Source organism: Pseudomonas sp. SDO55104_S430, assembly GCF_054070595.1.
Window position 1 is genome coordinate 1 of the sequence record NZ_JBSVXG010000162.1, and the last position, 13,475, is coordinate 13,475.

15 protein-coding genes are annotated in these 13,475 nt (G+C 60.2%); 11 read left to right on the forward strand and 4 right to left on the reverse strand.

The features are described 5' to 3' along the window. Positions 1-157 precede the first annotated feature (157 nt). The 3 genes from ACW9JE_RS22520 to ACW9JE_RS22530 are packed head-to-tail and all read left to right on the forward strand — an operon-like array spanning position 158 to position 2,013. Complete coding sequence (locus ACW9JE_RS22520; protein WP_224535830.1) at positions 158-646, forward strand: MFS transporter; 489 nt, start codon at positions 158-160, stop codon at positions 644-646. A gap of 32 nt (positions 647-678) precedes the next feature. Continuing rightward, positions 679-1,455 carry a class II glutamine amidotransferase gene (locus tag ACW9JE_RS22525; RefSeq protein ID WP_224535832.1) on the forward strand — a complete coding sequence of 259 codons (777 nt, stop codon included), beginning with the start codon at positions 679-681 and terminating at the stop codon, positions 1,453-1,455. Positions 1,456-1,467: 12 nt separating this feature from the next. Continuing rightward, a complete protein-coding gene (locus tag ACW9JE_RS22530; protein WP_224535834.1) occupies positions 1,468-2,013 on the forward strand; it encodes a DUF2937 family protein in 546 nt (181 codons plus the stop codon). 132 nt (positions 2,014-2,145) lie between these two features. On the opposite strand, the gene ACW9JE_RS22535 is transcribed toward ACW9JE_RS22530, so the two are convergent. After that, positions 2,146-3,060 (reverse strand): LysR family transcriptional regulator, encoded by a 915-nt coding sequence (locus ACW9JE_RS22535; protein ID WP_457433983.1) that lies wholly within the window; start codon positions 3,058-3,060, stop codon positions 2,146-2,148. A 146-nt stretch (positions 3,061-3,206) separates the two neighbouring features. Here ACW9JE_RS22535 and ACW9JE_RS22540 point away from each other — a divergent pair, with 146 nt between their 5' ends. From ACW9JE_RS22540 to ACW9JE_RS22555, 4 genes are all read left to right on the forward strand, one after another. After that, positions 3,207-4,493, forward strand: coding sequence for an MFS transporter (locus ACW9JE_RS22540; protein ID WP_224535837.1), 1,287 nt, complete (start codon positions 3,207-3,209; stop codon positions 4,491-4,493). 87 nt (positions 4,494-4,580) lie between these two features. Further along, entirely contained in the window at positions 4,581-5,333 is a 753-nt protein-coding gene (locus ACW9JE_RS22545; protein ID WP_224535839.1) for a 5-oxoprolinase subunit PxpA, read from the forward strand. Then, positions 5,330-6,034 (forward strand): 5-oxoprolinase subunit PxpB, encoded by a 705-nt coding sequence (gene pxpB, locus ACW9JE_RS22550; protein WP_457433984.1) that lies wholly within the window; start codon positions 5,330-5,332, stop codon positions 6,032-6,034. The genes ACW9JE_RS22545 and pxpB overlap by 4 nt, the downstream gene beginning before the upstream one ends. Continuing rightward, a complete protein-coding gene (locus ACW9JE_RS22555) occupies positions 6,031-6,957 on the forward strand; it encodes a 5-oxoprolinase subunit C family protein (RefSeq protein ID WP_224535844.1) in 927 nt (308 codons plus the stop codon). The genes pxpB and ACW9JE_RS22555 overlap by 4 nt, the downstream gene beginning before the upstream one ends. Before the next feature lie 116 nt (positions 6,958-7,073). Here ACW9JE_RS22555 and ACW9JE_RS22560 read toward each other — a convergent pair whose 3' ends face one another. Both ACW9JE_RS22560 and ACW9JE_RS22565 read right to left on the reverse strand, forming a co-directional pair. Continuing rightward, positions 7,074-8,252, reverse strand: a complete 1,179-nt coding sequence (locus ACW9JE_RS22560) for a vWA domain-containing protein (protein ID WP_085715363.1) — start codon at positions 8,250-8,252, stop codon at positions 7,074-7,076. 11 nt (positions 8,253-8,263) lie between these two features. Beyond that, positions 8,264-9,109 carry an AAA family ATPase gene (locus ACW9JE_RS22565; RefSeq protein WP_175376151.1) on the reverse strand — a complete coding sequence of 282 codons (846 nt, stop codon included), beginning with the start codon at positions 9,107-9,109 and terminating at the stop codon, positions 8,264-8,266. 210 nt (positions 9,110-9,319) lie between these two features. Here ACW9JE_RS22565 and ACW9JE_RS22570 point away from each other — a divergent pair, with 210 nt between their 5' ends. Further along, entirely contained in the window at positions 9,320-9,550 is a 231-nt protein-coding gene (locus ACW9JE_RS22570) for a DUF4160 domain-containing protein (protein ID WP_457433985.1), read from the forward strand. Further along, the gene (locus ACW9JE_RS22575; RefSeq protein WP_457433986.1) at positions 9,538-10,038 is read left to right on the forward strand and encodes a DUF2442 domain-containing protein; all 501 of its coding nucleotides are present in this window, start codon (positions 9,538-9,540) and stop codon (positions 10,036-10,038) included. Before ACW9JE_RS22570 ends, ACW9JE_RS22575 begins: the two co-directional genes overlap by 13 nt. On the opposite strand, the gene ACW9JE_RS22580 is transcribed toward ACW9JE_RS22575, so the two are convergent. Beyond that, positions 10,035-11,111 carry a DUF748 domain-containing protein gene (locus ACW9JE_RS22580; protein ID WP_457433987.1) on the reverse strand — a complete coding sequence of 359 codons (1,077 nt, stop codon included), beginning with the start codon at positions 11,109-11,111 and terminating at the stop codon, positions 10,035-10,037. The two genes, ACW9JE_RS22575 and ACW9JE_RS22580, sit on opposite strands and share 4 nt — an antisense overlap. Before the next feature lie 126 nt (positions 11,112-11,237). On the opposite strand from ACW9JE_RS22580, the gene cysK reads away from it, so the two are divergent. Beyond that, positions 11,238-12,212 carry a cysteine synthase A gene (cysK, locus tag ACW9JE_RS22585; protein WP_457433988.1) on the forward strand — a complete coding sequence of 325 codons (975 nt, stop codon included), beginning with the start codon at positions 11,238-11,240 and terminating at the stop codon, positions 12,210-12,212. Between the two features lie 231 nt (positions 12,213-12,443). Continuing rightward, complete coding sequence (locus tag ACW9JE_RS22590) at positions 12,444-13,382, forward strand: aspartyl/asparaginyl beta-hydroxylase domain-containing protein (RefSeq protein ID WP_457433989.1); 939 nt, start codon at positions 12,444-12,446, stop codon at positions 13,380-13,382. Positions 13,383-13,475 lie beyond the last annotated feature (93 nt).

Below are 13,475 nucleotides of genomic sequence, written 5' to 3' on the forward strand. Positions count from 1 at the left end.
GGGGAGTGTCAGCCGGAATCAATGTTTCTGACCCGACGCCTTCGCGAGCAAGCCCGCTCCCACGGGTTCTGTGACTGGCTCGGCAGGCATAGGTGCAGCCTGACGTGCGAAAAGCCGTTATCATAAGCGCCAATTTGCCTGCCATGCCACGGACACCATGACCGAGAACGACTATCTGATCGCCTGGGGCCTTTACGCCTTTGCCGCTTTGGGCTGCCTGTTGGTGTGGATGCGCCTGACCCGCTGGATGTGGCGATGGTTGCGCGAGCCGCTGCGGGTGCTGATGGCGGTGTTGCTGTTCAGCCCGACCATCATCGACCCGGTCAAGGAAAAGCTGGCCCCGGCGGTCGCCATTACCGCCCTGGACCTGTTGTTCAAGGTCGGCAACAACGCCTGGCGGGCGATTTCCGACCTGTTCATGTACGGCATGATCGCTTTCGCCATCTATCTGGTGTTCGTGGCGATCCGCTTCCCCATCGAGCGCGCTTCCAACGCTCGCAAGGCACAGACGGCCGCCGCCAAAGCCGCGGTCCAGGCGGATGACCGGGAAGACGATCAACCCTTCGGCGGCGCCGGTGATGATCGCTACGGTCGTCCACCGGTCCCGAGCAATCCCCAGCGTATGCGGGTCGAACCCCGCCTGTAATCCTGCCCCTGGCTTTAAGCGAGAGTCCGAGCATGTGTGAGTTATTGGGCATGAGCGCCAATGTCCCGACCGATATCGTGTTCAGCTTCACCGGGCTGATGCAGCGCGGCGGGCGCACCGGTCCGCACCGGGACGGCTGGGGCATCGCCTTCTATGAAGGCCGCGGCTTGCGCCTGTTTCAGGACCCGGCGGCGAGCAGCGAGTCGGAAGTGGCGAACCTGGTGCAGCGCTACCCGATCAAGAGCGAAGTGGTGATCGGCCACATTCGCCAGGCCAACGTCGGCAAAGTCTGCCTGTCCAACACCCATCCGTTTGTCCGCGAGTTGTGGGGCCGCAACTGGTGTTTCGCCCACAACGGCCAGCTGGCGGACTTCCAGCCAATCACCAGTTTTTACCGCCCTGTCGGGGATACCGACAGCGAGGCGGCGTTCTGCGATCTGCTCAACCGCGTGCGCGCCGCGTTCCCGGAGCCGGTGGAAGTCGAAGAGCTGCTGCCGGATCTGGTGGCCGCCTGCGCCGAATACCGCAGCAAAGGCGTGTTCAACTGCCTGCTCAGCGATGGCGACTGGCTGTTCTGCTATTGCTCGACCAAGCTGGCGCAGATCACCCGTCGTGCCCCGTTCGGCCCGGCGCGCTTGAAGGATGTCGATGTGATCGTCGATTTCCAGGCCGAAACCACGCCCAACGACGTGGTTACGGTCATCGCCACCGAGCCTCTGACCGAAAACGAAACCTGGACCCGCTACGAGCCGGGCCAATGGAGCCTGTGGCGACGCGGTGAATGCGTCAGCCAGGGTATGACCGAATAAGGACCTGTTCCCATGTTGCTCAGTTATCTACGGCTGGTGTTGTTTGCGGCGGGCCTGTTGATCGGTGTTCAGGTGCCGGGATTCATCAGCGATTACGCCAAGCGGGTCGAAGCGCATCTGATCGAAGCGCAGGCCGGGTTGAGCGGCTTCCAGAACACCGCCAACCAGTTTTTCAAGGGCGATATGCAGGCCTTGGTGGCTCATTACCGGGCGAGCGAAGATCCGATCTTTCGCAGCGATGCCGACAGCCTGAGCAATCTGCTGACCCGCCAGGTCGCGCTGGACAAGCAATTCCAGGCGATGCAGGGCCCGTGGTACATCCGCTTCCTGCAAGTGGTGCTGGCCGCCGATCCGGACATTCGCAAGGAAACCTGGAACGGCTACAGCTACCAGATCCTGCTGACCCCTGAAGCGATGATCTGGGGCATGAGCGGCGCGTTGCTGTTGTCGTTCGGCATAGAGTGCCTGTTCCGGTTGATCGACTGGGTGGTGCTGGGCGGCAAGCGCCAGCGTCAGAGCCGACCGATCGAAGAGCGGGATGCTCGCGGTCTGGAATGACCATAGGGACTAAACCTGTGGGAGCGGCGGTGCGACGATTCGACTTGCTCGCGAAGAGGGAGTGTCAGTCGAAATCAATGTATCTGACACGACGCCTTCGCGAGCAAGCCCGCTCCCACAGGATCAAGAAAGTCAGCGCGCCAGGGTGATGTAACGCTCACCCACCCTGCGCGCATACCCCTCCAGCACCTGCTGACACAACGCCACAATCTCCTCGACCCATTCCGCGCCCACACGCCACGACACCACCACCTGCAGATCCGGCGGGCGCTGGTCGATGTCCAGCAGGGTCAGTTCCCCGCGCGCCAGTTCCTCGGCCACCAGCACCGGCGGCAATGCACCGATGCCGAAACCGTCACGCAGCAAGCGGGTGATCGCCGACACCGAATTCACGCAGTTCAGCCTCGGCGCCATGACGCCGTTGGCCTGCATCAAAGCAAGTACTTCCTGGTGAGGATGGGAGTTTTTCGAGTAGGTGATGATCCGCTCATTGCCCAGATCGGCGACGCCTGCGTATTCGCGGTTGTACAGCGAATTGCTGGCGGCGATCCAGCCGATCGGATGGCTGGCCAGTTCCAGGCTGCGCACGCTTTCCTGGCGCAGCAGGTCGGTTTGCAGGGCCACATCGAGAAAACCTTTTTGCAGCTGATCGCAGAGATTGAGCGACGTATCCGCCACCAGCTCGATTTCCAGCAGCGGATAGTGATCGGTGATCTGCGCCACCAGCGGGCTGAGCCAGGTATGGATCACCGTGTCCATCACCCCGATCCGCACGCGCCCGGCCTTGCTTGAACGGGTCTCGATCGACTGCTTGAGCGCCTGCATGGTGTCCATCATCTGCTCGGCGTAATCGAGCACTTTCAGGCCTTCCGGCGTCAGGCTCACGCCACGGGAGTCGCGCACGAACAGCTTCACGCCCAGTTCGCTTTCGAGCACGGCGATGCGGCTGGAGATCGACGCCTGGGTGGTGAAGAGCTTGTCGGCGGTCAGGCGAAAACTCTTGAGACGGGCGACCCAGACGAAGGTCTCGAGAAACTTCAGGTTCATGGGATAAAAATTTCTTATGTCTAAGGCGGGTTTTTATTAGTTGGACGCGACGGGGCCGCGCGCCCAAAAATCTGGCCATCCGGTTCCCACGATAGGCGTCGTCGGGGCTCAGAACAATACCAATAAAATCAGCGCGGAGATTTGCCATGAGTGCGCCCGACACCACCGCCATCCCGAAAGCCACGGCTCGCCCCGGACCTTTCGACTGGTATCGCAATATCAATCAGCAGGAACGCCGCACCTTCTGGAGCTGCAAGATCGGCTATGGCCTGGACGGCATGGACACCCAGATGCTCAGCTTCGTGGTGCCGACCCTGATTGCCATGTGGGGCATCACCACCGGCCAGGCCGGGCTGATTCACACCAGCACCCTGATCGCCTCGGCCATCGGCGGCTGGGTGGCGGGGATTCTCTCCGACCGCATCGGCCGGGTGCGCACGCTGCAACTGACCGTGCTGTGGTTCGCCTTCTTCACCTTCCTCTGCGGTTTCGCCCAAAGCTATGAACAACTGCTGATCGCCCGGACCCTGATGGGCTTCGGTTTCGGCGGCGAGTGGACCGCTGGTGCGGTGCTGATCGGTGAAGTCATCCGCGCCAAGGATCGCGGCAAGGCCGTAGGCATGGTGCAATCCGGCTGGGCGCTGGGTTGGGGGCTGACAGCAATTCTGTATGCGCTGCTGTTCTCGGTCTTGCCACCGGAAGATGCCTGGCGAGCACTGTTCATCCTCGGCATCGTCCCAGCGGTGTTCGTGATTTTCGTTCGCCGTCTGGTGAAAGACCCGGAAATCTACCGTGAAGCCAAGGCCAAGGAAGCTCCGGCCAACCCTTCGAAGTTCTACGAGATCTTCGCCCCCGGCATGCTCTTCACCACCATTCGCGCATCCTTGCTGACCACCGGTGCGCTGGGCGGCTACTACGCGATCACTTCCTGGCTTCCGACTTTTCTGAAGAACGAGCGGGGTCTGAGCGTACTGGGTACGGGCGGTTATCTGGCGATGGTGATCATCGGTTCCTACGTCGGTTACGTCATCAGCGCCTATCTGACCGACATCCTTGGGCGGAAAAAGAACTTCATCCTGTTCGCGGTCGGCTCGTTCACCATCGTCCTGCTGTACACGCAGATGCCGGTCAGCAATGGCGTGATGCTGTGGCTGGGCTTCCCGCTGGGCTTTTTCGCCTCGGGCATTTTCAGCGGCATGGGCGCGTTCCTCACCGAGTTGTTCCCAACGCGGATTCGCGGTTCGGGCCAGGGTTTCTGCTACAACATCGGCCGGGCGCTGGCGGCCTTGTTCCCGCTGCTGATCGGCCTGCTCAGCCAGACTGTGCCGCTGAGTGTTGGTATCGGGGCCTTTGCGGCGGTGTCCTACGGTGTGGTCATCCTGGCCGCCCTTAGCCTGCCGGAAACCCGGGGCAAGCAACTCGACACGCAATGACTCGAAGTCGGTAACTGTTAATCTGCGGGCCTGTCTGACGGATATGTCCCGCAGCAAAAAAGAATAAAACCTACAGGAGTGTTCATCGTGAGCCGCCTGCTATTGAATTGCGACATTGGCGAGAGTTTCGGCAACTGGACCATGGGTCTGGACGCGGAAGTCATGCCATTCATCGATTGCGCCAACATCGCCTGCGGCTTTCACGCCGGCGATCCGAGCATCATGCGCAAGACCGTCAGCCTGGCCCTCAGCCACGGCGTGCAGATCGGCGCTCACCCGGCCTATCAGGACCTGGTGGGGTTCGGTCGCCGCTCCATGGCCTACGCCGCCCAGGAACTTCAGGACATCCTGCATTACCAGATCGGCGCCCTCGACGGCATCTGCCGCGCCCAGGGCGGGCGGGTCAGCTACGTCAAACCCCACGGAGCGATGTACAACGACATGATGGCCAACCCGGCGCAACTGCGCGCGGTGCTGCAGGCCGTGGCTTCTTACGATCGCAGCCTGCCTTTGATGCTGATGGCGACCAAAGACAACAGCGCGGCGCAGCGACTGGGTGACGAATATGGCGTGACCCTCTGGTTCGAAGCCTTCGCCGACCGCGCCTACGACAGTGCCGGCATGCTGGTTTCCCGAAGCCTGCCAGGAGCGGTGCATCACGAGTCGGAGAAAATCATCGGTCAGGCCCTGACGATTGCCCGTGGCGAGCACCTCGCCGCCAGCGACGGCAGCGCCTTGCATTTGCAGGCCAACACCCTTTGCGTGCACGGCGACAACGCCAGTTCGGTGGCGGCCGTGCAACGTATCCGTCAGGCCCTGAACGAGCAGAGCGCGTCATGAAACTGCGGGTGGAAGTGGTCGCGCTCGATTGTCTGATGGTGCGCCTGTTCGACGAAATCGCCGAAGCCAACATGCCCTGGATGCTGGCGGCCAGCGAAAGCCTGCGGACCGCGTTTGGCGCGCAGTTGATCGATCTGGTGCCGTCCTACACGACCTTGATGGTGCATTACGACCTGACCGCGTTGAGTCCGTCCCAGGCCCGAGAGCTGATCGCCGAGGCCTTGATCGATCTGTCGCCCAACGCCCGCACACGTGGCACCTGCCATGTATTGCCGGTGTGGTACGACCTGAGCGTGGGGCCGGAGCTGACGCTGCTGTCACAGCGCAGCGGGCTGGCGGTGGAAGAGGTGATCCGCCGTCACAGCGAACGTGAATACCAGGTGTTCGCCCTGGGTTTCGCGCCGGGGTTCGCTTTCATGGGGCTGGTGGAAGAAGTGCTCGCCGCCCCGCGCCTGAACACGCCGCGCAAGAAAGTCGCCGCTGGCAGCGTCGGCATCGCCGAGCGACAGACGGCGGCGTATCCGGTGGTGTCGCCGGGTGGCTGGAACCTGATCGGCCGCACGCCGGCCAAACTGTTCGACCGCAACCGTGACGGCTACAGCCTGATGCAACCGGGCGACACCGTGCGCTTCGAAGCGGTCGGACATGCCGAGTTCATCAACCTGGGCGGTGACGACACGCCACTGGAGGCCTTGGCATGAGCCGTCTGACGATTGAGGCGAGTACGCCATTGTGTCTGTTGCAGGACGCCGGCCGTTTCGGCGTGCGCCATCTGGGGGTGACACAGGGTGGTGGGCTGGATTGGCGCTCGATGTCCTGGGCCAACTGGCTGCTGGGCAACGGGCTCGACGCATCGGTGATCGAGATCACCCTCGGCGGTTTTACTGTGGTTGCGCAGGACGATTGCGTGCTGGCGCTGGCCGGCGCTGATCTTGGCGCGCAACTGGACGGCGAGCCGCTGGCACCGTGGCGCAGTTTCAGGTTGGGCAAAGGCCAGCGCCTGCAATTTACCCAGCCCTTGCTCGGCGCTCGCGCCTATCTGGCGGCCCCTGGCGGTTTCGAGGCGCCCAAGGTGTTGGGCAGCAGCGCAACCGTGGTGCGTGAAGAACTGGGTGGACTGGATGGCATGGGTCGGGCGCTGGGCAAGGGCGCGCAGCTGAGCTATTCGGGCAGTTCAGTGATGTTGCTGCGGGCGTTGACCCCGGAGCAGCAGCCCGACCTGAGCCTGGATGCGCCGCTGGACTTGATACTCGGGGCGCAAATCGGTGAGTTCAGCGGGCAGAGCCTGTTCGATGCGTTCAACAGCGTGTGGAACCTCGACAGCCGTGGCGACCGGATGGGGATTCGGTTGTTGGGCACGGCGTTGCAGTATCAGGGCAAGCCGATGATTTCCGAGGGTATTCCGCTGGGGGCGGTGCAGGTGCCGCCGGACGGGCAGCCGATCGTGTTGCTCAATGATCGGCAGACCATCGGCGGGTATCCAAGGCTGGGGGCGTTGACGCCGTTGGCGCTGGCGCGGTTGGCGCAGTGTTTGCCCGGGGCGTCGGTGCGGTTGCGGCCGGTGGTGCAGGAGGTTGCGCATCGGGAGCAAGTTGAGTATTTGCAGCGCTTTTTGAATAGCTAAAAGCATCGCGGGCAAGCCCGCTCCCACAGGTTTTGCCGTGAACACAAAGTCTGTGCACGACGCTAAACACTGTGGGAGCGGGCTTGCCCGCGATGGCGTCCGCCCAGTAAACCGAGTTACTTGGACAGAAACCGCATCCCTTCCTCCAACCCCCGCAAGGTCAGCGGATACATCTGGTCCTCGATCAAATCCCGCACGATGTTGGTCGACGAGGTGTAACCCCAGGTGTCCTTGGGATACGGGTTGATCCAGATGAGCTTCTTGTACTTCTCCTTGAAGCGCTGCATCCACACGTAGCCTGCTTCTTCGTTCCAGTGCTCGACGCTGCCGCCCGGCTGGGTGATTTCATAGGGCGCCATGGCGGCGTCGCCGATGAAGATCACTTTGTAGTCGGCACCGTACTTGTGCAGCAGGTCCATGGTCGAGGTGCGTTCGGAGGTGCGGCGCATGTTGTTCTTCCACACCGATTCATAAATGAAGTTGTGGAAGTAGAAGTACTCCAGATGCTTGAACTCGGTCTTGCAGGCCGAGAACAGTTCCTCGCAGATCTTCACATGGGCGTCCATCGAGCCGCCGATGTCGAACAGCAACAGCAGTTTGACCGTGTTGCGCCGTTCCGGGCGCATCTGGATGTTCAGCAGTCCGGCGTCCTTGGCGGTATGGTCGATGGTGCCGTCGATATCCAGTTCTTCCGCCGCACCCTGGCGGGCAAACTTGCGCAAACGGCGCAGGGCGACCTTGATGTTGCGCGTGCCAAGCTCCACGGAGTCATCGAGGTTCTTGTACTCGCGCTGGTCCCAGACCTTGACCGCCTTGCCCTGACGCTTGCCGGCATCGCCGACCCGAATGCCTTCCGGGTTGAAACCGCCGGAACCGAACGGGCTGGTGCCACCGGTGCCGATCCACTTGTTGCCGCCGGCATGGCGTTCCTTCTGCTCTTCCAGGCGCTTCTTGAACTCTTCGATCAGCTTGTCCAGGCCACCGAGGGACTGGATCGCCGCGCGCTCTTCATCGGTCAGCGAGCGTTCGAACTCCTTGCGCAACCAGTCTTCCGGAATCAGGGCCTGCAAGTGGTCGTCGAGTTTTTCCAGACCATTGAAATAGGCACCAAAGGCCCGGTCGAATTTGTCGAAATGCCGTTCGTCCTTCACCAGGATCGCCCGGGACAGGTAGTAGAACTCGTCCATGTCCGCGAAGGTCACGCGCTGCTTGAGCGCGTTGATCAGGTCCAGCAGCTCGCGCACCGAAACCGGCACCTTGGCTGCGCGCATTTCATTGAACAGGTTGAGCAACATGGTGTTGACCCTTATCGAGCGCCGCGACGACTCATGAACGCCAGACGCTCGAGCAATTGCACGTCCTGTTCGTTTTTCACCAGTGCACCGGCCAGCGGCGGAATGGCCTTGGTCGGATCGCGCTCGCGCAGCACCGCTTCACCGATGTTGTCGGCCATCAGCAGCTTGAGCCAGTCCACCAATTCGGAAGTCGAAGGCTTCTTCTTCAAGCCTGGCACCTTGCGTACATCGAAGAACACGTCCAGCGCTTCGCTGACCAGGTCCTTCTTGATGTCCGGGTAGTGCACGTCGACGATTTTCTGCAGGGTGGTGCGGTCGGGGAAGGCGATGTAGTGGAAGAAGCAGCGGCGCAGAAAGGCGTCCGGCAGCTCTTTCTCGTTGTTGGAGGTAATGATGATGATCGGACGCTTCTTGGCCTTGATGGTCTCGTCGATCTCGTAAACGTAGAACTCCATCTTGTCGAGTTCTTGCAGCAGGTCGTTGGGGAACTCGATGTCGGCCTTGTCGATCTCGTCGATCAGCAGGATCACCCGCTCCTCGGACTCGAAGGCTTCCCAGAGCTTGCCCTTCTTCAGGTAGTTGCGAACATCGTGAACCTTGTCCACACCCAGCTGCGAGTCGCGCAGACGGCTGACCGCGTCGTACTCGTACAGGCCCTGGTGAGCCTTGGTGGTGGATTTTATGTGCCAGGTAATCAGCTTGGCGCCAAAGGATTCGGCCAGTTGCTCGGCGAGCATGGTCTTGCCGGTGCCCGGTTCGCCCTTGACCAGCAGCGGCCGCTCCAGGGTGATGGCGGCGTTGACCGCCAGCTTCAGGTCATCGGTGGCGACGTAGGCCTGGGTGCCTTCGAACTTCATCTGCTAATCCTCGAACGGTTTATGCCGACCTGAGCGAGGCAGGGCGGGGCGCAATAACAACAAATAGTCAGCCCCGACTATAACGCGGTGTCCGGTCGACTGTGAACGCAGACGGCTTATTCAGTCTCTGAATGGAGCGTCACATCTTGACTCAGTCTCGGCGGCTCGCCAGTATTGAGCTATCGCCATTTTGGCGATAGCTTGCGGCACATGTCTACCAAATACCGATTTCGCGATACGTACCGCATTCAGTTGCGTGAAAAGGACCATCCGCCACCCCACGTCCACCTCACCGGTGGCGGGCTGGATGTCATGCTGAGCCTGGAAACCATCGAAGTGATGAGAGGCAAGGCGCCGCCGCTGATCATCAAGGAAGCTCTGAATTGGGTCAGGGCCCATCAGATGCAATTACTGGAGGATTGGAAACGATGTTACCCATGAAGCGACCAAGGCTGACCAGGGTTCAGGCGCTGCCGGATTATCGCCTGGCTCTGACCTTTATTGACGGTCAGCAACTGACCCTTGACCTGACCCATGACTTGCAAGCCTATCCGGGGCTGCATCCTTTGCACGGTGACGCCTTCAATGGCGTTGAATTGGGCGACGATGGCTGGAGTGTCGAATGGCCCGAGTTGGACATCCAGATCGGTGCCGACACTCTGTACCTGGATGCACTGGCGCAAAACGCATCGGACGAAAATACCCGGATCTTCATCGACTGGCGCGCTCGCACCGGTTTGCCGCTCAACCAGGCTGCCGAGGCATTGGGCGTCAGTACCCGCAGTATCAGTCGTTACAGCAGCGGTCGCGAAGCGGTACCACGCTCATTGGCCCTTGCTTGCCTGGGCTGGGATTTCCTTCAACAGCAGACGAATCAGCAGCGTGCGGCCGAAGAAAACGGCCGCTACGTCGTTACTCGTAAACCTTAACCGGCATCCGGCTTCGGCCGCTCATAACGGGCATTGAAAGCCTGGATGAATCCATTGCGCAAAATCTGCAAAAACGCTTCGAACGCGCTGATATTTTGCTGATGGACATTGCCGCTAAGTTCGACTCTTGTGGCGAACTGGTTTTTACCCTGGTTTTTCAGGACGGTTTCGGTTCCTCCCACCAAGGCTTCCCACACTGAGCGGAAAAGGCCTTTCTTCTCGTTCTCGACATCTTGCTGCCAGTTGAATACGTCGACATCTTTCAACAACGGCTTGATGTACCCGGTCAACTTGGCCTTTTTAGCCTGCGCCTCGATGACCACGTCACCGTGACCTGCATTGAAGTCGAACTTGCCGTAGGCAGAGGCGAAGTCATTCAGGCGTTTGAGTTCGATGTCTCTGGCCCGCAGGCGGAATTCGAATTCCTCGAAATTGCTCAGCGGATCGAAGGTGGCATTGGTTTCCAGAGGCGCATGACCCAGCAACAGGGCCTTGCCTTCGAAACGAGCATCGCGTTTGCCTTCGGTATCGACCACGTTGGTCAGGTTGTAGATGCTGGCATTGACCTTAGTGGCATTCATGTTCACCGGGGGCTTGGAGTTGAAGTTGCGGAAACTGATCTTGCCGTCATCGATTTTTACTTCGTTCAAGGTAATCGGCAGCAATTTGCCCAGTTGGGCGCGCCAGTCGGTGCCTTCACCGGTTTGCGAGTTCTTTTTGTTAGCGCCGCCATCGACGAAATTCACCTCGGGATTGACGAACCTCACTTCGGCCACAACCGCACGGTCATACCAGAGGGAATGCCAACTGACTGAAAGGTCGATCAAAGGCGCATCGACAAAGGGTACCGGCACTTTGCCTTCGACCTTGACGATTTTCAGGCCATTGATTTTGTAGGCGCCGCGCCACAGGGCCAGGTCCACGTCGGCGATCTGGCCACGGTAATCGCCCATGTCTGCCAAGCGCTCATTGAGGTAATCGCGCACCAGATAGGGCAGGGCGAAGTGCAGGGCAATCAGCAGCGCAACGAGGCCGGCGAGGGTCCACAAGGGCCAGCGGTATCGACGTTTCATGCTCGCAAATCTCTGGCAATCTAAAGCCATTGACTGCGCTGACACCCGGACGTTCGACCCGACTGGACGACCAAGGGCAACAGGCTTACCTTTGTGCGCTATCGAATGCTGTATCAAGGACCCGTCATGAGCCGTATCTTCGCTGACAACGCCCATTCCATCGGCAACACGCCGCTGGTACAGATCAACCGTATCGCCCCGCGCGGCGTGACCATTCTGGCCAAGATCGAAGGGCGCAATCCCGGTTACTCGGTCAAGTGCCGGATTGGCGCGAACATGATCTGGGACGCCGAAAGCACCGGCAAACTCAAGCCTGGCATGACCATCGTCGAGCCTACCTCCGGCAATACCGGTATCGGCCTGGCCTTCGTCGCTGCGGCGCGGGGCTACAAGTTGATGTTGACCATGCCGTCGTCCATGAGTATCGAGCGGCGCAAGGTGCTCAAGGCTCTGGGGGCGGAATTGGTGCTGACCGAGCCGGCCAAGGGCATGAAAGGCGCGATCGAGAAAGCCGGTGAGATCGTTGCCAGCGATCCGTCCAAATACTTCATGCCGGCGCAGTTCGACAACCCGGCCAACCCGGCCATCCATGAAAAGACCACCGGTCCTGAAATCTGGAACGACACTGACGGCGCGGTCGACGTTCTGGTGTCAGGCGTCGGAACAGGCGGAACCATCACCGGTGTATCGCGGTATATCAAGAATACCCAGGGTAAACCGATCATCTCGGTCGCGGTGGAGCCCGTTGTATCGCCAGTGATCAGCCAGGCGCTGGCGGGTGAGGAAATCAAGCCAAGCCCGCACAAGATCCAGGGTATCGGTGCCGGTTTCGTGCCGAAGAACCTGGACCTGTCGATCGTCGACCGCGTGGAGTTGGTCAGCGACGACGAGTCCAAGGCCATGGCCCTGCGCCTGATGCAGGAAGAAGGGATTTTGTGTGGCATCTCCTGCGGCGCGGCAATGGCGGTGGCGGTTCGTTTGGCCGAAACGCCGGAAATGCAGGGCAAGACGATCGTGGTGATCCTGCCCGACTCCGGTGAGCGCTACCTGTCGAGCATGCTGTTCAGTGATCTGTTCACCGATCAGGAGAATCAGCAGTAAGGGTTTGACGATCGAACGCTGTGGCGAAGGGTTCGCCACAGCGTTGGACTTTTTGGGTGGATCAGGTCAGCCGGCGTTCAGGCATCGCGTGTTAATAAGGCTTTATTGCGTATTTATTGATACAGAATGTTGGGGCAGACGGTTTTTCCTTGAAGTCGGTCGTGTTTATATGCCGACAGCAATGTCGGGCAAATGGCGTTGTGCAAAGTGTCTGTTACCAAGGAGTTGTTGATGACCTTATCCCTTGCCGCGAAGGCCTCGTTGTTGCTGCTGTTTCTGGGCAGCACCCTCTATGTGCATTTGCGAGGCAAGGCGCGATTGCCGGTTCTGCGCCAGTTCGTCAACCATTCGGCCCTTTTCGCTCCCTACAACGCCCTGATGTACCTGTTCTCCGGCGTTCCTTCCAAGCCCTACCTGGACCGCAGCAAATTCCCCGAGCTGGACGTGCTCAAGGACAATTGGGAAGTCATTCGCGACGAAGCGATGCACCTGTTCGATGAGGGCTACATTCGCGCCGCCGAGAAGAACAACGACGCAGGTTTCGGCTCGTTCTTCAAGAAAGGCTGGAAGCGTTTCTACCTCAAGTGGTACGACAGCCCCTTGCCTTCGGCCGAATTGCTGTGCCCGAAAACCGTGGAACTGGTGAGCAGCATTCCCAACGTCAAGGGCGCCATGTTCGCGCTGTTGCCGGGCAACAGTCACCTCAACCCCCACCGCGATCCGTTCGCCGGCTCTCTGCGTTATCACCTGGGCCTTTCGACACCCAACTCCGACGACTGCCGCATCTTCGTCGACGGCCAGGTCTATGCCTGGCGCGACGGTGAGGACGTGATGTTCGACGAGACCTACGTGCACTGGGTCAAGAACGAAACCGACAAGACCCGGGTCATCCTGTTCTGCGACATCGAACGCCCCCTGAGCAACCGCCTGATGACCCGCATCAACCGCACGATCAGCGCTTTCCTCGGTCGCGCCACCGCACCGCAGAATCTGGACGATGAGCGCGTCGGGGGGATCAACAAGGCCTACGCCTGGAGCAAGAATTCGAGCGACAAGGTCAGTGGAGTGGTCAAGCAGTGGAAACGGCGTAATCCCAAGGCTTATCGGGTGTTGCGGCCGGTGCTGGCGGTGGTGGTGTTGACGTTGTTGGGGTATTGGCTGTTCGGGTAGTGTCTCCTGCCGAATGAAAAACACTGCCCTGTAGGAGCTGCCGAAGGCTGCGATCTTTTGATTTTGCTTTTTTTAAGAACAAGATCAAAAGAT